This is a genomic window from Thiovibrio sp. JS02 (assembly GCF_053485635.1).
On the sequence record NZ_CM130715.1, the window covers coordinates 104,658 to 123,665 of the forward strand.

The 19,008-nt window shown below is 60.1% G+C and carries 18 protein-coding genes; 8 read left to right on the plus strand and 10 right to left on the minus strand.

Features of this window, described 5'->3' with window-relative positions:
• Positions 1-50: 50 nt before the first annotated feature.
• The 4 genes from sbtM to ACUUL3_RS00550 all read left to right on the plus strand — a co-directional run bounded on the left by sbtM (position 51) and on the right by ACUUL3_RS00550 (position 4,642).
• A complete protein-coding gene (gene sbtM, locus ACUUL3_RS00535) occupies positions 51-1,658 on the plus strand; it encodes a thio(seleno)oxazole modification radical SAM maturase SbtM (protein ID WP_448553563.1) in 1,608 nt (535 codons plus the stop codon).
• 88 nt (positions 1,659-1,746) lie between these two features.
• Entirely contained in the window at positions 1,747-2,487 is a 741-nt protein-coding gene (locus ACUUL3_RS00540; RefSeq protein WP_448553565.1) for an endonuclease/exonuclease/phosphatase family protein, read from the plus strand.
• Positions 2,488-2,626: 139 nt separating this feature from the next.
• Positions 2,627-2,890 carry an SbtA family thio(seleno)oxazole RiPP natural product precursor gene (sbtA, locus tag ACUUL3_RS00545; RefSeq protein ID WP_448553567.1) on the plus strand — a complete coding sequence of 88 codons (264 nt, stop codon included), beginning with the start codon at positions 2,627-2,629 and terminating at the stop codon, positions 2,888-2,890.
• Positions 2,891-3,028: 138 nt separating this feature from the next.
• Positions 3,029-4,642 (plus strand): FAD-dependent oxidoreductase, encoded by a 1,614-nt coding sequence (locus ACUUL3_RS00550; protein ID WP_448553569.1) that lies wholly within the window; start codon positions 3,029-3,031, stop codon positions 4,640-4,642.
• 19 nt (positions 4,643-4,661) lie between these two features.
• Here the strand turns inward: ACUUL3_RS00550 and ACUUL3_RS00555 are convergent, their stop codons facing one another.
• From ACUUL3_RS00555 to ACUUL3_RS00565, 3 genes are read right to left on the minus strand one after another with little or no spacing between them, the layout of a single operon-like run.
• Positions 4,662-5,846, minus strand: a complete 1,185-nt coding sequence (locus ACUUL3_RS00555) for a hypothetical protein (protein WP_448553571.1) — start codon at positions 5,844-5,846, stop codon at positions 4,662-4,664.
• Entirely contained in the window at positions 5,843-7,126 is a 1,284-nt protein-coding gene (locus ACUUL3_RS00560) for a radical SAM protein (protein ID WP_448553573.1), read from the minus strand. The genes ACUUL3_RS00555 and ACUUL3_RS00560 overlap by 4 nt, the downstream gene beginning before the upstream one ends.
• Positions 7,127-7,137: 11 nt before the next feature.
• A complete protein-coding gene (locus tag ACUUL3_RS00565; RefSeq protein WP_448553575.1) occupies positions 7,138-7,983 on the minus strand; it encodes a rhomboid family intramembrane serine protease in 846 nt (281 codons plus the stop codon).
• Positions 7,984-8,259: 276 nt separating this feature from the next.
• Between ACUUL3_RS00565 and ACUUL3_RS00570 the strand changes: the two genes are divergently transcribed.
• Positions 8,260-8,829, plus strand: coding sequence for a pyruvate kinase alpha/beta domain-containing protein (locus ACUUL3_RS00570; RefSeq protein WP_448553577.1), 570 nt, complete (start codon positions 8,260-8,262; stop codon positions 8,827-8,829).
• A 135-nt stretch (positions 8,830-8,964) separates the two neighbouring features.
• Positions 8,965-9,492 (plus strand): hypothetical protein, encoded by a 528-nt coding sequence (locus tag ACUUL3_RS00575; RefSeq protein WP_448553579.1) that lies wholly within the window; start codon positions 8,965-8,967, stop codon positions 9,490-9,492.
• A gap of 85 nt (positions 9,493-9,577) precedes the next feature.
• On the opposite strand, the gene ACUUL3_RS00580 is transcribed toward ACUUL3_RS00575, so the two are convergent.
• The 7 genes from ACUUL3_RS00580 to ACUUL3_RS00610 all read right to left on the minus strand — a co-directional run bounded on the left by ACUUL3_RS00580 (position 9,578) and on the right by ACUUL3_RS00610 (position 16,847).
• The gene (locus ACUUL3_RS00580; protein ID WP_448553581.1) at positions 9,578-10,006 is read right to left on the minus strand and encodes a cytochrome c3 family protein; all 429 of its coding nucleotides are present in this window, start codon (positions 10,004-10,006) and stop codon (positions 9,578-9,580) included.
• Positions 10,007-10,280: 274 nt separating this feature from the next.
• Complete coding sequence (locus ACUUL3_RS00585; protein ID WP_448553583.1) at positions 10,281-10,733, minus strand: 4Fe-4S dicluster domain-containing protein; 453 nt, start codon at positions 10,731-10,733, stop codon at positions 10,281-10,283.
• Positions 10,730-12,844 carry a molybdopterin-containing oxidoreductase family protein gene (locus ACUUL3_RS00590; RefSeq protein ID WP_448553585.1) on the minus strand — a complete coding sequence of 705 codons (2,115 nt, stop codon included), beginning with the start codon at positions 12,842-12,844 and terminating at the stop codon, positions 10,730-10,732. The genes ACUUL3_RS00585 and ACUUL3_RS00590 overlap by 4 nt, the downstream gene beginning before the upstream one ends.
• A gap of 36 nt (positions 12,845-12,880) precedes the next feature.
• Positions 12,881-13,240 carry a response regulator transcription factor gene (locus ACUUL3_RS00595; protein WP_448553587.1) on the minus strand — a complete coding sequence of 120 codons (360 nt, stop codon included), beginning with the start codon at positions 13,238-13,240 and terminating at the stop codon, positions 12,881-12,883.
• A 70-nt stretch (positions 13,241-13,310) separates the two neighbouring features.
• Entirely contained in the window at positions 13,311-13,700 is a 390-nt protein-coding gene (locus ACUUL3_RS00600) for a sulfite exporter TauE/SafE family protein (protein WP_448553589.1), read from the minus strand.
• A 24-nt stretch (positions 13,701-13,724) separates the two neighbouring features.
• Positions 13,725-14,984, minus strand: a complete 1,260-nt coding sequence (locus ACUUL3_RS00605) for a sulfite exporter TauE/SafE family protein (RefSeq protein WP_448553591.1) — start codon at positions 14,982-14,984, stop codon at positions 13,725-13,727.
• A 381-nt stretch (positions 14,985-15,365) separates the two neighbouring features.
• Positions 15,366-16,847, minus strand: coding sequence for a sigma-54-dependent transcriptional regulator (locus ACUUL3_RS00610; protein ID WP_448553593.1), 1,482 nt, complete (start codon positions 16,845-16,847; stop codon positions 15,366-15,368).
• 219 nt (positions 16,848-17,066) lie between these two features.
• Between ACUUL3_RS00610 and ACUUL3_RS00615 the strand changes: the two genes are divergently transcribed.
• Positions 17,067-17,438, plus strand: coding sequence for a hypothetical protein (locus ACUUL3_RS00615; RefSeq protein ID WP_448553595.1), 372 nt, complete (start codon positions 17,067-17,069; stop codon positions 17,436-17,438).
• Positions 17,435-18,994 carry a two-component system sensor histidine kinase NtrB gene (locus ACUUL3_RS00620; RefSeq protein WP_448553596.1) on the plus strand — a complete coding sequence of 520 codons (1,560 nt, stop codon included), beginning with the start codon at positions 17,435-17,437 and terminating at the stop codon, positions 18,992-18,994. Before ACUUL3_RS00615 ends, ACUUL3_RS00620 begins: the two co-directional genes overlap by 4 nt.
• Positions 18,995-19,008: the final 14 nt, after the last annotated feature.

Consider the following 19,008-nt stretch of genomic DNA (forward strand, 5'->3'; position numbering starts at 1 on the left):
CGGCTTTTGCAACGGACTGATAAAGGGATAAACCTTCGGGTCATACATCCATGGCTGATCGGCTCGATCTTGATTTTGACTCCGTCTTCCCCGTTTGCCGCAGGATTCTCGGCGAGCAGCGCTGGCAGCTTCTGGTTGCCGTGCTTGCGGCGGCCGGCAATCGCCAGGAACTCTTGCTTCTACTCAAAGCCTTCCGGCCGCCCCGGGGAGAGATGCCCGCCTACCTTGCCGATCTTTTCCGGCTGGAACTGGCCATCCATGAAGCCCGGCGGCAGGGTGCAAAGCCGGTGGCGGCAGTGGAGGAGCTCACGGTCAATCCCTCCCTGCAGCTGTGCGAGCTGGCCTGGTCCGGGCTGGTCGACCTGATTGGGGCCAAGCCCGGCGGGGAGGTGAAAGAGCCCCAGGCCGGGGCAAGCCTGGCCCTGGTCTGGCATGATCCCCTTGCCGGCACGGTGCGCTGCCTTGAGCCGAAAAACGAGGAATTGCTTGTCTTGAAGATGGCGGTGGAGGGGATCGGCGTGGCCGAGGCGGCACGCGAAGGCGGGGTGGCGGTGGCGGCCCTGGACGCGGCCCTGGATCGGGCCGCCGGTCGCGGTCTGCTTCTCAAGCCGCCTTCGAAGATCAGGCGCGATGCGGGCAGTTTCCCAGGGGCGACGGAGGTGGCGCCCCGCTTCCTGGCCGCTGAGGTTTTCACCCTCCAATGGCACATCACCCAGGCCTGCGACCTGCACTGCAAGCATTGCTATGACCGGAGCGAGCGGGCCCCCCTGCCCCTGGCAAAGGGGATCGCCATCCTCGATGAGCTCTTTGCCTTTTGCCGGAGCAGAAATGTCCAGGGGCAGGTGACTTTTTCCGGCGGCAATCCATTGCTTTATCCGCACTTTCTTGACCTGTACCGGGCCGCGGCCGAACGGGGCTTTCTCACCGCCATTCTTGGCAATGCCACCACCCGGGAGCGCCTTCTGCCCCTGCTGGCCATCCAGAAACCGGCCTTCTATCAGGTGAGCCTTGAGGGCCTGGCCGAGCACAACGACTACATCCGGGGCAAGGGCTATTTTGCCCGGGTCATGGATTTTCTGGCGATTCTTGCCGAGCTCGACATCTACTCCATGGTGATGCTGACCCTGACCCGCGGCAACATGGAGCAGGTGCTGCCCCTTGCCGAACTGCTTCGCGACCGGGTTGATCGCTTTGTCTTCAACCGACTGGCCATGGTCGGCGAGGGTTCCCTGCTGGAGTCGGTTCCTGTTGGCGGGTTCCGGGAGTTTCTGGAAGGCTACCTCGCCGCGGCCGTCGCAAATCCGTGCATGGGCGCAAAGGACAATCTTTTTAATATTATCCGGGATGCCCGCGGGCAGGAACTGTTCGGGGGCTGTGCCGGTTTCGGCTGCGGGGCGGCCTTCAATTTCCTCTCGCTGCTGCCGGACGGCGAGGTGCATGCCTGCCGGAAGTTTCCCTCGGAGATAGGCAATATCTTCAACCGTACCCTGGCCGAGATTTATGATTCGCCGGCCGCGGAACGGTATCGGGCCGGCTGCGGCGCCTGCCGGGACTGCCGGCTGCGGCAGGCTTGCGGAGGGTGCCTGGCCGTAAGCCACGGCTTCGGTCTCGACGTGTTTGCCGAGCGCGACCCCTATTGCTTCATCGAGAAAAAATGAGTGGCGCCGCAAGGGGGGCCGCTGCATAATGGGGGGAGCGGCAGCGGAGCGCGACCGCTTTCCCTGCCACCATCCTCCAAGGGGCGCCATGGAACTGCGGGTTCTCTCATACAATATCCATCGGGCCATCGGCGTCGACCGTCTTTTCCGGCCCGAACGCATTGCGGAGATCCTGGCCCACCATGATGCCGATGTCGTTCTCCTGCAGGAAGTGGATGTCGGAGTGCCCCGTTCCCGGGAGCTGAACCTCGCCGAGGTGCTGGCCGGGCGTCTCGGGTATCCCCATCATGCCCTTGGCCTCAATGTTCAGCTCCGGAAGGGAATGTACGGTAACGCCACTCTGAGCCGTTATCCCATTGTCCGCGCGCGCAATATCGATCTGACCATCGATGATCGCAAGAAACGGGGCTGCCTTTTCACCGAGCTCGCCCTGCCCGGCGAGAACGGCCGGCGATTGCTGCCGGTTTTCAACCTGCACCTCGGTCTTTCCTTTAAGGAGCGTCCGCAGCAGGTGGGTCGTCTGGTGCGCACCGAAGAGTTTGCCGGCTTGAATGTTCAGGATCCTTGCCTGGTGGCCGGGGATTTCAACGACTGGTGGACCAGGCTTGCCCCCATCTTCACCGAGGCCCTGGGGTTCGGCTGCGCCACCAATCACGCCCTCGGCTATCAGAACGCCCTGTTGACCTATCCTTCCTTCTCTCCCACCACCGGCCTGGACAAGATATTCTTCCGCGGCCCGCTGGCCCTGCAAGGCGGTAGGCGCTGCCGCCTTAATCTTTCCAAGGTTGCCAGCGATCATCTCCCTGTGGTTGCCGAGTTTTCCCTCTAATTCCCGGCCAGGGGAGAAGAGGGCAATTTCCCGTTGACATTTTGATAGGTTTTTTTGATCATATTCGAGTGGGCCTATGGCATTTGTCTATTTGCTGGAGGTCTGGCGGGGATGTCCCATGACCAAAGGGAGGCGCGTTATGGATAAAAAGGATTTGAAAAAGGCCTTGGCCGGTTTCGGCGTGGCCAGTCTGCTGGCCAGCGCCGGCCTGACCGTGCCGGCGGCCAATGCGGCCGGCGGCAGCGGCTGAGGCGGAAGCAAAGGCGGTGCCGTGAGCACTGAAGAGAAAAAGGCCGTGGACGAAAAAGCCGTGGTGGAAGGCGAACGGAAGAAGGAAGAAGGGGCTGCCAAGCCCACCGAAAAACAGGAAGAAAAAAAGAAAAAACCAGCCGGCAGCGGCTGAAGCGGTTGATAAAGCGCAGGTTGCGCTTGGCAAGTTCAAAGGCAGGGGAAATCACCCTGCCTTTTTTTATGTGAAAGCGGTATAAAAAATGATGATGGGTCCTTGAAAGGATGGAGCGGACGGCTGAAAGGGAGGAGCATGATGGCGGTGGAGAAGCAGAGGTTCGAACAGGATGTGCAGGCGGAACTGAAGCGCTTTTTTGCCGGGATGCCCCGATCTATCCCCCTCTTTCTTTTCAGCCGGAAAGGGGAAAACGAGCCCTTTGTCCAGGGGGCCAGGCAGGTCATTGAAGCAATTCGCGCGGTGACGGACAAGGTCTCCCTGGTGGAGTATGATCTTTCCCATGCGCTGGCCCAAAAGTGGCGGATAACCGCCTCGCCTACCCTGCTTTTTGCGCCGGAGACCCTGAAGATCAGATGGCTTGGCGCCCCTCTGGGTCACGAGTTGCAGACCTTCATGGAAACGCTTTCCATCATAGGCCATGGCGAGGCGGGCTTGAGCGAACCCGCCGCCAGGGTGCTGGCCAGGCTGGATTCGCCCCGGGCCGTCAAGGTGTTCGTAAGCCCCGGCTGTCCGTACTGCCCGCAGGAGGCGGTCAACGGCATCCGGGCGGCCGTGGCGATGCCTGATCTTGTTTCTCTGGAGATCATCGACATCCAGGCCAATCCCGGCCTGGCCGATCGTTATGGAGCGCACAGCGTTCCCCAGTCCTTTGCCAATGAAAAGGCCATCGGCCTTGGCGCCCAGTCGCCGGAACTCTTTGTGACCTCCCTCGTCACCCTTGAGCAGCAACGGGTTTTCATCCCGGAAAGCGATGCCGAGGAAATCGCCTGCGACCTCGTCATTGTCGGCGGCGGCCCGGCCGGCCTGACCGCTGGCATCTACGCGGCGCGCAGCGGCCTTGAGGCCGTGGTGGTGGAAAAAGGAGTGCTGGGCGGTCAGGTGGCCGCCACGCCCACGGTGGAGAATTATCCCGGCTTCACCCAGATCGGCGGCAAAAGCCTGGTTGATATCATGGTCAGCCATGCCCTTGAGTATGTGAAGATCTTTCCGGGCGAGGAGGTGGTGGAGATTGCGCCCGGGCCTCCCTTTACCCTCACCACCAACCGGCGGCGCTATAAGGCCAAGGCGGTGCTGCTGGCCACCGGCGCCTGTCACCGGCAGCTCAAGGTGCCCGGCGAGGAGCGGCTGGCCGGCCGGGGGGTCAGCTATTGTTCCACCTGCGACGGCCCTCTGTTCAAAGGAAAAAAAGTGGTGATGGTCGGTGGGGGCGACAGCGCGGTCACCGAGGCTTTACATCTCCATAATATCGGTGTGGCGGTCACCCTGGTGCACCGACGGGATACCCTGCGGGCCCAGGAGCGGTTACTGGCGGCCCTTAGGCAGGCCGGAATCCCGCTGCTCTTGAATGCCGAGGTGACGGAGATTTACGGGGTAAAGCACGTGGAGGGCGTGCGGATCAAGGACAATGCCACCGGCGAGGTCCGCAGCCTGGCTGTGGGCGGGGTGTTCATCGCCATCGGCTACGAGCCGGCGGTGGGGCTGGCAAAAAAAATCGGGGTGGAACTGGGCGAGGACGGCTACATCAAAAAAGACGAGCACCACCGCACCAGTGTGCCGGGCATCTATTCAGCCGGCGACGTGGAGGGCGGCTACAAGCAGATCGTTACCGCTGCCGGCCAGGGCTCCGCTGCCGCTCTTTCCATCTTTGAGGATCTGGTGAATCCCTATTGGGTGACGAAGAGGGATTAGCGGTGCTCAGGTTCGCGGCTCAGATCTTCTCAAAGGCGAGCTTGAGATGGCCGCCCTCCTGCCAGTTGATGTCGAGCCTGGTCATGAGGGAATCGATGAGCTGCCAATCCTTGCCGGAAACAGGCAGGTCTGAGCAGCAGAAGGTGCCGGCCATACGGCCGTAATGGCTGTGTTGCAAGAGCAGGATGGCCAGGAGCATCGCCTTGGCTGTCTGCCACTGCACCGCATTGACGCCATGCGCATCCCAGGTTTGCGAGTGGTCTGCCTGCCAGTACCTTGTTTTCCCCTGCTCCTCCTCGCCGGCGCACACCTTGACGGCCACCCGTTCCCGGCCGAAAAGCGGCACATTTTCTTCCGGAACCTTGAGAAGGGCTTCCGCCCTTTGTGGATCCCCGGCCAGGATGCGCATCGCCCTCGCTGAAAGCCCGTAAAGAAAGCGGGCCTCCTTGATGGCGGCGATCCTGCCCAGGTTCCAGATTTCTTCATGGGCAACCAGCCGTGAGGCAATGGCCTCGCCCTGCCAGAAAGCCACGACATCCTTGGCGCCTCCTGCCGTCTCTTCCCTGATTTTGCCCATTTCGAGAACCAGACTCGGGGAGAGCATCACCTCATCGATCAAGGCTTGCGGGCACCAGCTTGCCGCAACTCCTTCCTGCCAGGAGTCGGTTGTCAATTCGTCATGTTCATAAATCTCGACCTTGAGGGCGCTGCTCTCCGCATAATGGTCAGCGATTATTCTGCGGGTGATGAGTTCCACCAGGCCTGGGTTCACCCCCCAGCAGAGCCAGTGGGGATAATGACTTGCCACAGGACTGAAGGTGTGGGCCATGATCCTGCTGAAACGGTGCTCGTTTGGTTCGTCGGTCTGGCTGGCGCAGGAGTCGAGATAGGCCAGGGGCAGGGCTGCGAGTTGCTGTCTGAGCCGGACATTGTTGACATTGGCGCAGAGGTTGACCAGGATGCCGCGGGCACCAATTTTAGCGGCAAGGCTTTTGATAAAGTCTTGATCCTCAAGGGAGCCCTGCCGACAGAGGTAAGGGCCATTTTTAAATTCGGCCAGCCGGCTGCCATCCTGGTCCACTACAACGATCCGCGCAAAGGAGGCGAGCACGCTGCCGCTTAAGCGGAGGAGGCTGCTGCCGATGCAGCCGAGGCCGGCAAGGATCAGGGTGTCGAAATTGCCTTGCGCGATGGGCATCTTCATGGAGTGACGTCGGTGAATTGCGCGTAAAATCCGGCCGCATCGTAAAGGTTCTGGGCAGAAAGCCCCTGGCGTATCATTTCTTCCCGGATCTGGTCCAGATACTCCAAGGCCACACCGACATGGAGGCGCATGAGCTGGCAATACTGGCGCAGCCGGGTGGTCCCGCTGATCTGCGCCTGCACCGGGCAGCGGCCGCCGCAGTATGCATGCACCCCGCAGTCGTTGCAGCCCAGGTGTTTCTTGTATTCCACCAGGGCCATGAGGTTGTGGGGCCGGAAGCGGGGAGTGCCGTCCGGCTCGATGTGGCCGATGGCAAGGTCGGGAGGCAGGTCTGCACAGGAGTGGATCTTGCCGTCGATGAGGTCGAAATTTTCCGCCAGCTCCACCCCGCAGCCCGAAGAGTTGCGTCGGTGGCCGCAGAGGGCGAAGGCGATGAGCTCGTTGAGGTGGAGGGCCGGCAGGATCCTTCCCTGGCCAAGCCAGGAAAGGTAGTGCTGCATGACCGCATCCAGATCCCTTTCGTAGCGGTCGCAGTAAGAGGAGAAATTCTGGTAGGGCTCTGCAGTCTCCACCCAGTGCCAGAAAAAGAGATCGGCAAGTCCCTGCTCGTTGAGGGCCAGAAACTCCTCTACGCAGTCGGACAGGGATTGCGCCTCGCGCAGGGTCGACCACATCAGAATCTTGCCCTGCGCCACGGTGCGCAAGGCCTTGAGCCCTTCGTGGATCCTGGGAAGCCGGGTGCCGGGGCGCATTGTTTCATGCTGGGCCGTGGTGCCGTCGATGGAGACCGAGGTGAGCCAGAGATCGCGGAAGAATTGCGGGTATTGTGCCACCTCCCGGGCCAGGAGGTCACCGTTGGTGTAAAGCAGGTAGCGAAGCGGCACAGGCTTTGGCGCGGCGTCGAGAATGGCCTTCACCCGTCCCATCTTCTCGGTGGCCAGGAGCGGTTCGCCGCCGTAGAAGCAGATGACGGCCTCTCCACGGGTTGTTTCGGCGAGCAGATTGAGGATGCAGGCGGCGTCCCGTTCCGGGACCGTCTCCCGGATGGGCGAGGTCCGGCTGCGGTCGCCGACAATGGTGTTGGTGATGCTGGCGTTGATGCAGCCCTTGCAGCGGGCGTTGCAGCGGCCGGTGATCGAGAGATGGATGTAGGAGAGATTTTTTTCCGTAAAGCGGTGCCCAGCCTTCTCCGTGCCGGCCAGACAAACGGCATCCGGCCTGTTGAGAGGACCGAAGCGGGGATGGGTGACGGGATGGGATCCCGGCTCTTTGGCATCCATGGCCTTCGGGCTCAGAGGAGAAAGTGGTAGAGCACCGCGGTGGTCGTCGCCCAGAGCAGGATGAGGAGCGTGCCCACGGCGCAGAAACCGCCCAGGAGCTTGTGGCCCAGGCGTTCCCGGTACTGTTCCTGATAGCCGAGGAGCAGACCGCAGAGAGCGCCGGCGGCCATGCCGCCGCCGTGACCCCAGTTGTTGATGCCCGGCACGAGGAAACCGAAGATGAAAATGCCTATGGCCCAGCCGCCGATCTGCTCGGCGATCCTCTCGCCGTAGGAGCCGCCCCGGCTTTTCCCGTAGTAGAAGGCGGCGCCGATCAGGGCGCACACCGAGGCGGAGGCGCCGATGGTGAATCTGATTCCGGCAAGATAGGAAAGAAGGAAGCCGGCAATTCCCCCCAGGGTGTAGATGGAAAACATCCGGAAGACCCCGTATTCCTGGATGACCAAGGGTCCGATCTGGCGCAGGGCGAGAATGTTGAAAACAAGATGCAGCAGGCTGCCGTGCAGGTAGTTGGCGGCCACCAGGGACCACCAGCGGTGCAGGCCGGCAATGGGCACGGTGCCGGTGGCGCCGAGGAGCAGCAGGCTGCGGTTATCCGGAGAGAGAAAATCAAAGGGATTGAGATGCATCCCGGTGCTTCGCGGGTTGAGGAGGAGGGCGAGGATATAAAGGGCGATGTTTGCCCCAATGAGTCGTTTGAGGAAGAGGTCCGGATCGAGCAGGGAGTTGACGAGGGCGATGTTTTTCCACCAGGCGCCCGGGGTTTTGAGGCCGCAATAGGGGCAGGATGGTTCGTCGCGGCTGATCAGGCGGCGGCAGTTGGGACAGAAGAGGGAATTCTTTTGTGTGCTGGCCATGTGAAGATTCGCTGGGAAAAGGGTGGTTGTTGAAAGTCTTTTAACGCAAAGGCGCATGGCGAGGAGTTCGTGGCGGGCCTTTTAAAGAGGAAACCACAGTTGGGGGAAAAAGGCCAGCAAAAGGGAACGTGCCGCAAAGGCCTGGGCCTGTATTTTTCTATGTACAGGAAAAGGGATCTGTGCAAGAATCCATTCCAATATTTAACTGGGTGCTGTAATTCTTTACTTCTTGGTAATTAACTGATGTGGCAAATTGCCACATTGTGGTATGCTCGGATGATGGATCGCGTGGGTGCTCTTTTTGAGAAACCGGGCCCGGCAAACACCGAGGCCGCCCTTGCCGTCATGGCGGCAGGGCTTGTCCGCTACGGGGTGGGGCAGGTTGTGGTCGCCTCCACCCACGGCTCCACCGGCCTGGTCGCGGCCCGGCGCCTTGCGGGCAGAGGGATAAATCTGGTGGTGGTCACCCACAACGCGGGTTTCAAGGAGCCTGGCCGCTTGGAAATGAGCTTTGAGCGCCGGCAGGAGATCGAGGCCCTTGGCGGCAGGGTGCATACCGGCACCATGCCTTTCCGGAACATCGGCACCGCCATCCGCGAAAAGCAGGAATATTCGCAGCAGGATCTGGTCGCCAACACCCTGCGGCTTTTCGGGCAGGGGGTCAAGGTCTGCGTGGAGATCACGCTGATGGCGGCGGACAGCGGCCTGATCAGCACCGACGATGTGCTCGCCGTCGCCGGCACCGGCCGGGGGGCGGACACCGTCGCCCTGCTCTCCCCGCAGTCCTCAAACAAGCTCTTTTCTTTGCGGATCAAGGATATTCTGGCAAAGCCGTTATCCTGGTAGGATCGGATGCGACAACAATGCCTGATGGCCGCGCAGGGAAGGGGGCAAACCCGGAAAAGCCGCTCCGCCACGGGGGATTGTTTCCTTGCTGCCGTGTCGCGGAACATTGGAGTCTGATGAATAGACGAGACCATCATGATTGACTGGCAAACCCTGGATTGGCAGACCCGCACCGCGGTACTGGTCATCGCCTGCGGCGCGGTTATTATCGGCATCAGCATCGTGCACCTGCAGGAGATCTTCAAGGCGACGCCCCTCATTGCCGAGCGCAGCCAGCGCTATATCATGCGTTTTTTGCGGGCCCACCGCCTGCTGATGCTTTTCTTTCTCGTCGGCTATCTTGTGGTGGCGGGCAGCGTGCTTGCCGGCAAGGTGAATATCGGGGTTTTTTCCGTGAGCCTGATCTTTCTTCTGGGCGCCGTCTTCGTTCTGCTCGGCATCTCCCTGCACGCCCGGATGATCGAGGAGATCCAGCATACCATCCAGGGGCTGCTGCCCATCTGCATGGAATGCAAAAAGATCAGGATCCCGGGCCGCGATTCCACCGATCAGCAGTCCTGGAAAGAGATCGAATCCTACATCTCCCAGCGAACCGAAGCCAAATTTTCCCACGGCATCTGTCCGGAATGTCTTGACAAGGTGCGCTGCAAGCGTCGCAAGTAATTCCCTGGCCCTCAACAAAAAACCCTGCGCGGCGGACGAGGCCGGGCAGGGTTTTTTGCCGGGCTCCGGCAACCTTCCCCTGGCCTTATTGGCCGTTCTTCGCCTTTGCCTTCACATGGCAGTCGTTGCAGCCGGTGGGGCCGGTCTTGCCGTTTACTCCGGCGGTGTGGCAGCTCTTGCAGCGGGCATGGAAAAGATCCATGGGCTTGCGCAGCTTTTCGTTGGCAAAATCCGCCTTGTGGCAACCTCCGCACCGTAAGCTGTCACCATTGGCAAGGGCCCCGATATTCGCCTCGGTCAGGGGCTGATGCTTTGCGTCATGGTGGCAGGCGCCGCAGTCAAGGCCGAGGGCCGTGTGGGTGGCGTGGTTGAACCGGGCCGGCTTCCTGCCCTCGATGGTGATGGTTTCCGCCGGCGCCTTGAGCTCGGCGGCAGTGGCGGGGGGGCTTGCCGCCAGGTTCACGATGAAACCGGTGGTGCAGATCACGGCCAGGGTCAACAAGGTCTTTTTCATGGTGGTTCCTCCTTTTTTTCTCTTTGGCTGACAGCGAAGCGTACCGCAACCCTGTCTCCTTTTTTCCCCATACTAGCGGGAGAAACCCTTGCTTCCCAGAGGACATGGGGACACATCTTGCCGACATCGGGAGGGATCGATGGCCATGTCGGGCGGTAATGCGTTGATTTTTCAGATTGTTTTCAAAAGGTTGTCTTTTGCGGCAAGGCGGAAAAAAGGGGCCGTGGGTATACCCCAGGACCCCTTTTTACGTTTTTGAGAATGGCCGATTTTTTTACAACTCCTGCATGGTCACCAGCTTTAAAGCATGGGTCGTGCATTTCGTCACGCAGGCGGGCTTCAGGCCAGCGTCGATCCGGTCCATGCAGTAATCGCACTTCACCGCCTTGTTGCTTTCGGAATTATACTGCGGGATTCCCCATGGGCAGGCGCCTGCGCAGGCCATGCAGCCGATGCACTTTTCCTGCTCGACAAAGACGATACCGTCGGCCCTCTTCTGCATGGCGCCGGTGGGACACACCGGCACGCAGAAGGGGTCCTCGCAATGGTAGCAGCTGCGGAAGGTGAACTCCGTCTTGGGCACCCCTTTGACGGATTTCAACGATTCATGGCTTATCTCGCAGAGAAAGGGGCCAACGGGCAAGCCTTTGTTGGTTTTGCAATGGAGTTCACAGCCATGACAACCTATGCAGCGCCTGCTGTTGAGATAGATCGCGTATTTGTTCATAATTCCACTTTCCTTTGAGGGTTTTTGGAACTCCGGCGAACGGAAACAAAGGTTTCACAGAGATTCAGCCCGCCACCCACCGGGTCCATGTTCTGCAACTGGCCGATCATCAGCTTCTGGTCGCTCATGCCGGCATGGTATGCCCTGGTCTGCAAGGGAATCTGCCTGCCGAAGCCATGCACGGTGTAGACCGCCTCCGGGTGGATGAAATCAGTGACCCTGGCCCGGACCACGCTGGTGACATTGCCCGAGGAGACATCCACCATGTCGCCGTCGTTGACTCCGATCTTGCCGGCGGCCCGGGTGTTGATCCACAGGGTGTTCTCCGGCATCATCTCGTTGAGGAGCGGGTTGTTGATGGTATGGCCGTGGGCGTGGATGGGCGAGCGGCCGAAGACCAGGCGGAACTGGCCCTTGGGAGGCTTTTCCGGGCTCTCGTATTCCTGCCAGGAGGCAAATCCGCAATCCGTCAGCTTCTGGCTGATGATCTCGATCTTGCCGGAGGGCGTCTTGAACTTGCCGTCGAGTTTGTCCCGCTCGTACATGACCGGGGTCTTGGCAAGTTCGACAAAGCCTTTTTCGTCGAAATCCTGCACGGTGAGTCCCGTCGGCTCCAGCTGCCAGGCCCAGAGTTCCTGCAGATTGTTGAAGGGGAAGTACTGTTCGATGTCAAGGCGTTTGGCCAGCCCCTTGATGATGGTGCAAAGGCAGACCGTGTCGCTCTGCGGGGCGATGGCCTTGTTGCGCTTGATGAGGCGCGGCTTGAGCCCCTTCTGCAGGGCGATCATGCTGTCGCGTTCGAGGTAGGTCGCCTCGGGCAGGATCACGTCGCTGTACCAGCCGAACTCGCTGTAATGGGTGTCGATGGAGACAATGAGGTCGCAGTTGTCAAGGGCCTCTTTCTGGGCCACGGGATCCGGAAAGCAGGTGAAGGGATCGTGGCGGACGGCGATGATCCCTTTGATCGGATACGGGTCGCCGGTTGCCATGGCCTTGTAGAAGAGATGGAACAGGCCGGGGCCTTTTTCAAAATGCTTGTACTTGTCGCCGACCCCATCGGCCCGCGGGGTGGTGATCTTCGGGGAAAGGTCGGTGAGGCTGCGCGGGCCTTTTTTGCCGCAATCACCGGCGCCCTTGGCGAAGATGAGGCCGCCTTCGGTTTCGATGTTGCCCATGAGGACATTGAGGCAGTTCAAGGCCCTGCTGGCGTAAAAGGAATCCCGGTAGCGGGAGAGCATCCAGCCGGGATGGAAGATCACCTTGGGCCGGTCGGCGATGAGCTGGGCCACCAGTTCGTGGATGTTCTTTTCCTTGACCCCGCACTCCTTGGCCGCCCATTCCGCCGTGTGTTTTTTGACAAAATCGGTGAGTTCCGCAAAGCCGGTTGCGTAGCGGGCGATGAATTCGGCATCATGGCCGTTGGCCTTGATGATTTCGTGGATGAGGGCCAGGGCCAGGGCGTAATCCGTGCCCGGTCGGACCTGGAAGAAGTTCGTCGCCTTGAGCCCGGTGAGGGTCTGGCGCACATCCACATAGGTCATGCGGCCGCCGTTGTCCAGCATGTCCATGACCTGGTTCACCTCTGCCGGTCTGAGCGAGGCGAGGATGTTGCGGCCGAACAGCACCAGATGTCTGGCGTTTTTGATGTCGTAGATGAAGCCCTTGCGGCCAAGGCCGAAGAGCGACAGGCTGGCGTGGTGTACGTTCCGGCCGCAGGCGCTGTCGTGGTTGGAGTAGTTGGGGGAGCCCAGGGCGTGGGTGAAGGCCTTGACAATGTCCTGGAAAGGCCCGCCGCGGGAGCTTGCCATGATCGCCTGGGCGCCGTAACGCTCCTGAATGCTTTTGATCTTGTCCGCCACGTAGTCCAGGGCGAACTCCCAGCTCACCGGTTCCCAGCGTCCTGCCCCGCGGCCGCCTTTTCTGATCAGGGGCTGCTGGGGCCGTTCCTTGTCCGCGACCAGGGCCGGGCCGGCCGAGCCTTTGGCGCAGAGGGCGCCCTTGAGCAGATGTTGGTTGCCCTCGATCCACTTCACCGTGTTGTCTTCGACTTCGACCCGGATGGGGCAGCGGACAGTACACATGCCGCACATGCTCCAGACTGATTTCTTCATGATAGCCACTCCTGTTGAATGGGATTGCTCGCGTGGTCAACTGCCGAGTACCGCCGATACTTTTTCTTCCAGTTCACTCTTGTCAATGGGTTTGATGCAATATTCGTTCGCGCCCAGCTGCATCGCCCGGCGCAGCGTTTCCATGGTTGGGTGGCCGGTGAGCATCAGGATCCGGATGGCAGGATGTATTTCCTGCAATTTTGCCAGCACCTCCAGGCCGCTGATTTTTTTCAGCATGATGTCGAGAATCGCCAGATCGAGGGGATGGGCGCGGGCATAGGCCAGTGCCTCCTCTTCCTCGGTAAAGCAGACGACGGCATGCCCTTTCTTGGCCAGAATTTTTTGAACCATGACGCCTGCCTCCGCGACGTCGTCCAGAACCAGAATATGCGCCATGGGGTACCTCTTCAGCCGATGGTTTTTCCGGCCGCCTGCGCAAGGCGGCCGGAAAAACCGTTCTTGTCGACTAGTAAACACCCAGCAGGTTCAGGCCAAGGAGCACCAGGCCCGCGCAGGCGACCCGTTTGACAACCAAGGGGCTCACCCGTTTGGCGATCTGCGGACCCAGGTAGCCGCCCAGGAGCGCCGCCGGAAACATGCAGATAAAGAGGAGCAGGTCGAAATTGCCGAACTGAAAATGGCGGATCGAGGCAATGCCGGTGTTGAAGAAAATGGCCAGGAGCGAACTGCCCACCACGATGTACATGGGCATGCCCATGGCCACCGTCATCAGGGGCACCATGAACGGCCCGCCGCCGAATCCGAACATCGACGACATGATGGCGATGAGAAATCCTCCCAGGCAGCCGACAACCATGTTCGCTTCAAACTCATGACCCCAGAATTCTACTTTCATAACGGATTCCTCCAGATGGTAGTCTTATTTTTTGCCGGTTGGACATGCGGTGGTGCCTGCTTCGCCCCGTTTGGCGCATTCTTCCGCCCGTTTCTTGAACTCCTTGAGAATGGCCTGTTCCTTCTTGTTCTTTTCAAGGTAGCCGGGAGTGGTCTGCCAGAACATCAATCCGGCCAGCACCAGCAGTATCCAGCCGAAGGCGAATTTGAACTGGTCCAGGGTGATGAGTTCGGTGAGCTTGGGGCCGATGAAGCCGCCCAGCATCATGGCGCAGCCGATGCCGATGCCCAGTTTCCAGTTGATGAACTTGATCTTCGAGTAGTTGTAAATGCCGCTGCCCTGGGAGAAGAGCACGGTGGGCATGACGGTGCCGGCCACCACGGTGTGGGGCAGCGGGAAGAGGGAGACCAGGATGGGGTTCAGGATGAAGCCGCCGCCGGCACCCATGAGGACGCCGAAGATGGAGATGGCCAGGGTGAGGAGAAAGGGCCAGAGAAGATTCAGGCTGGTTCCGGCATTGGCGAGATACATGGTGGGGAAGGAGATTGTGTTTTTAAACTCCGCCGGCGCGCTTTTCAGGTTTTTGTCCACCACGGCCACGATCTTGTACACGCCGGGGGCCAGTCCGTCGCGGATTTTTATCTCCGCCGAATAAGAACCGTCCGGGGCGACATTGACCTCGGCGCCGAGCACCTTGTCAATGCTGCGGAAGCGGGCCTTGATCAACTGCATGGATCGCTTGCGGTTTTCCTTGGCATCCATGGCCGCCATTTTTTCTCCGCGGCTGCCGACGATGCCGGCCATCAGGGTTGCCTGGTAGCGATCGATGCCGGCGGCGGCAGGTACGCTGTAGGCCGCCTCGGCGCCCAGATCCTTCAGCACCTTGGAGTAGCTCCATTTTTTACCCTCTTTCCTGGCCTCGTCCAGTTTCGGCTGCAACTCCTTGGGAGCAAAGATCTTGTAATAGGCCGGCATCTCCGTGGTGAGGTAGAAGACATAGGGGATTTTTCCGGTCTCTTTGTCTTTCTTGTTGTCGAAAAAGTTGGCGCGCACGGTCTTGTCCGCAGCCCAGACTTCGAGGTAAACAGGTCTGCCGGCAGGGGCCCGGCCGGTGACCTTGATGAGCCCGCCGTTGTTCAGGCTGGTTTTGTCGATGCTGATGGTTGGCGCCCCCTGGTCGCCGCCGGCAGGGGCAGGTTCGGCAAAGGCCTTGTCGATGGGGACAAACAGGCAAAAGGTGAGAATCCAGGTAAGAAGGGGGAACAGTCCGAACTTTCTTTTCATTTATTCATCTCCTTTTATGGTGTGGGATAACGGTTGCCGTGCGTCCACTCGCTTCTCTTGTTGGCCGGTCACCTCCTTTTCTCTGCCCCTCGGGGGCGGCAGGGAAATTGTCTCCTCGCGGCAGCGGGGAGCGCGCGAAGGTTGGTTCGCGCATCGTTTTCCGTAAAAAGCAATAACAATGCCACGGAAGCGGAAGGGACTCTTTTTGGGGAAGATTTTCTTATTTCCTTTGATTCCGGGGTGTTGCTGGTGTCTGCGGAAGAGGCGGGCCAGATGGATGGTGGGCAGGCAAGACAGGAGGCGCAGCAAAAAGGATGCGGTGCAGCGAAAGTGATGCGCTGTTGGCCGGGTATTTCGGATGTCCTGCGGAGGGAAAGAAGATCAGTCGCCGTCGGCCCGGCCGTTGCGGAAGATTTCCGCCTCAAGGCCGAAGCGGCGGAGCAGCCGTTGAAAAGCCTGTCGGCCAATACCGCTGGCATCGGCGGCCGCGGTGACGTTGCCTTTTGTTTTGCGCAGGGCGTTGGCAAGATAGTCGCGGGAGAAGCTGTTGACGAGTTCCTGCTTCGCACGGTTGTAGGGCAGGTGCAAGAACTGGGCAGGCTGCCGGCCGGTTGCCTTGAGGTCGCCGTTGCCTGGCGAGATGCGGCAGAGGTCATCCCGGGTGATTTGCGGGCCGTCGGCAAGGAGCACCGCCCGTTTTACGGTGTTCTGCAGCTCGCGGACATTACCGGGCCATGGTTGCTTGAGAAGGTGCTGCTGGGCTTCCGGCGTCAGGGTGAAAGGGTTCTTGCCGTAGGCGTCGGCATAGAGCTTGAGAAAATGCTGGGCCAGGAGGGGAATATCCTCGGGAATTTCGGCGAGGGAGGGCATGTGGATCGTCATCACGTTCAACCGGTAGAAAAGGTCTTCGCGGAACAGCCCCTGGCGTATTTTTTCCTCAAGGTTCTGATTGGTGGAGGCGAGCACCCGAACATCGACCCGGATGCTCCTGGTCTGCCCCAGGGGACGGATCTCTTTTTCCTGGAGAACGCGGAGCAGCTTTGTCTGCAGGGCGCCGGAGATGTCGCCGATCTCGTCGAGCAGGATGGTGGAGCCGTCGGCCTCAAGAAAAAGCCCCTTTTTATCCTGGCTGGCGCCGGTGAAAGCGCCTTTCGCATAGCCGAAAAGCTCTGATTCCAGGATATGTTCCGGCAGGGCGGGGCAGTTGATGGTAACCATCTGCCGCTTGTTGCGGCTGCTCAAGGCGTGGAGGGCCTTGGCGGCCAATTCCTTGCCGGTGCCGGATTCGCCGCGGATCAGCACGGTGACATCCGTGTCCGCCACTTTGCGGATCAGGGTGAACGCTTCGCGCAGCAGCGGCGATTGGCCGACAAAACCCTGCTGGCAGCCGCCTCCCTTCAGCTCCTCCGCAAGTTTGCGGTTTTCGCGCAGGAGGCAGACCCGTTCCTGGGCGCGTTGGATCGCGTGGGCAAGGTGCTCGTTGTCGAATGGTTTTTCAAAAAAGTCGTAGGCCCCCTCTTTCAGCCCTTCCATCGCCAGTTCCAGGGTGGCATAACCGGTCATCAGGATCACGGAGATGGTGGGGTCGAGCTCCTTGGCGCGCCGCAACAGGGAGATGCCGTCCAGCCCCGGCATCTTGATGTCGGTGAGCACCACGTCGGGCCGCCAGCCGCGCAAGTGTTCCAGGGCGGCTTCCCCGGAATCGGCGAGCCTGACCTCGCAGCCGCATTTTCGTTCCACCACCCGTTTGAGCATGAGGGTCATGTCGGTGTCGTCATCGACGATGAGGACATGCGTTGCTCCACCCGGAGGAGGAAGGGCTGTTTTCTGCGCTGAAAAGGTTGCCGCCGTGTCTTTGCTCATGGCCGCGGTCCGAAGGGGATGGGGGAAAAGAGAAAACTTGTCATTTCAACGTCTTGATGGTAACACAAGTCCATGGGTGCAGGCAAGAATTACAGCGGCGGGCTGCGACGGGCCGGGTGCCTTGGAAGTGCGGCACTTTTTTTTCTGCTCCTTCTTTTTCCGCGGCCCGCCTTGGCCGTGCAGGTGCATGGAGGCGTTGAAGGCCTTTACGTGCACCAGATGGCCCATCTCTTATTTTCAGCCGCCCTGGTGTTTCTTCTCTACATTCTCCACTTCCGGCCCATCGGCACCGGCAAGGCCTGGAATTTTTTCAAGCTCTCCCTTCTCTTCTTCCTCGCCTGGAATCTCAACACCGTTCTCGTCCATTGGCTGTCGGGCCGGCTGCCGGACGAGTATTTCTGCGGCTCCACCGTCTGGGAAAGGCGGCTGGGGCCTCCGCTCAACAGGGAGGCCCTGGTCTACTACCTGGGCAGTTTCGATCATCTGCTCTGTCTGCCGGGGATGTATTTTCTCATGCGCAGTCTGCGTCTTTTCGGCCGGGATCTGGAAAGGAAGCAGCACTGCAAGGTCCTGGCGGGGAAAAAGCCATGAGCCAGGGCCTGCCGCTTCTGCCGATTTATATCGTCGATGTCTGCGGTTCGGGCCTGATGATCGTCATGGCGCTCTTTGCTGTTTTTTATGCCAGGAGGCTCACGAGGCTTGAGCCTGGGAGTGTGCTCTGGGCCTACCTTTTCTGGTTGTGCATGGCAATGGTCGCCTTTGCCGTTTCCCGCAGCATCGGACATATTCTTCGTTTTGGGCTCCTGGCCGGGGGCTTTCCCGATCTCTGGCACACCATCAGTCCTTACAGTGGCGGGTTTAACAGCCTCACCTTTGTCGCGGTCGCGGTTCTTACCTTCTATTTTTACAATGTTTACGGGGTGCTGGAGCTGGTTCGCGATGACGCCCGGAAGCTGGCCGCAGCCCATGCCGAGCTGGCTGAGGCGCATGCCAAGATGCAGGAACTCAACCAGACCCTGGAAGAGCGGGTGGAGGAGCGCACCCGTGATCTGGCCCTTTCGGAACTGAAGTTCCGGCGGTTGTATGAAAGCTCGAAAGATATGATTTTTTTCTGCGACGCCAATCAGCGGATCAGCGACATCAACGACAGTGGACTTGAGATGTTGGGCTACGCGGAGAGGGCGAAGGTGGTGGGGCAGCCCCTTGCCCTGTTTTTTCAAGATGAGGAGAAGTGGAGCCGCTATTTCTGCCAGCTCAACTCCACGGGCCATGTGAAGGATTTTGAGGTGGAATTCCTCAAACAGGACGGCGCTCCCCTCTACCTTCTGGTCACTGCCACGGCGATCTGCGGCGGCGGCCAGGGCCTGGAGGGGTGCGAGGTCATTGCCAAGGATATGACCCATTTCCGGGAGGTCACCGAACAGCTCATCCGTTCGGAAAACCTGGCGTCCCTGGGCCAGCTTGCCGCCGGAGTCGCCCACGAGATCAACACCCCGCTCGGCATCATCCTGGGCTACACCCAGCTCCTCAAGGAGGACTTCGAAGAGCAGGCCGAAGTGCTGGAGTCTTTGCAGATCGTGGAAAAGCAAACCAAGGTCTGCAAGCGGATCGTCACCGATCTCCTCAAGTTTTCACGCCACACCCTGGAAGGGGTGAAAGAGGCGGCGGACATCAACCAATGCCTGGCCGAGGCGGTGACCATGGTGGAGCATGCCCTGAAAATGGATCACATCCGCATCGAAAGGCATTTCAGCGATGATCTGCCCCAGGTGGTGGTCGACCGGGAGCGGCTGCGCCAGGTTCTGGTCAACATGTTCACCAATGCCCAGCACGCCATCGGCAGGGAAGGGGTGGTCGGGCTCTGGACCCGGCACAATGAACATTGCGCAACCGTCGAGATAACCATCGCCGACAGCGGCAGCGGCATTCCGCCTGCGGCGGTGGGGAGAATCTTCGATCCCTTTTTCACCACCAAGGGGGTGGGCAAGGGCACGGGACTCGGGCTTTCCGTTTCCTTCGGCATCATCAAGGATCATGGCGGCCAGATCGATGTTTTTTCTCCGCCCCGGGAGCCGGAGTTGCTGGAAGCGGGCATGCGGACGGCCTTTCGGATCACCCTGCCGCTGGAAGGCGGCTCCGCCGGTTGATTTTTGCTGTTTTT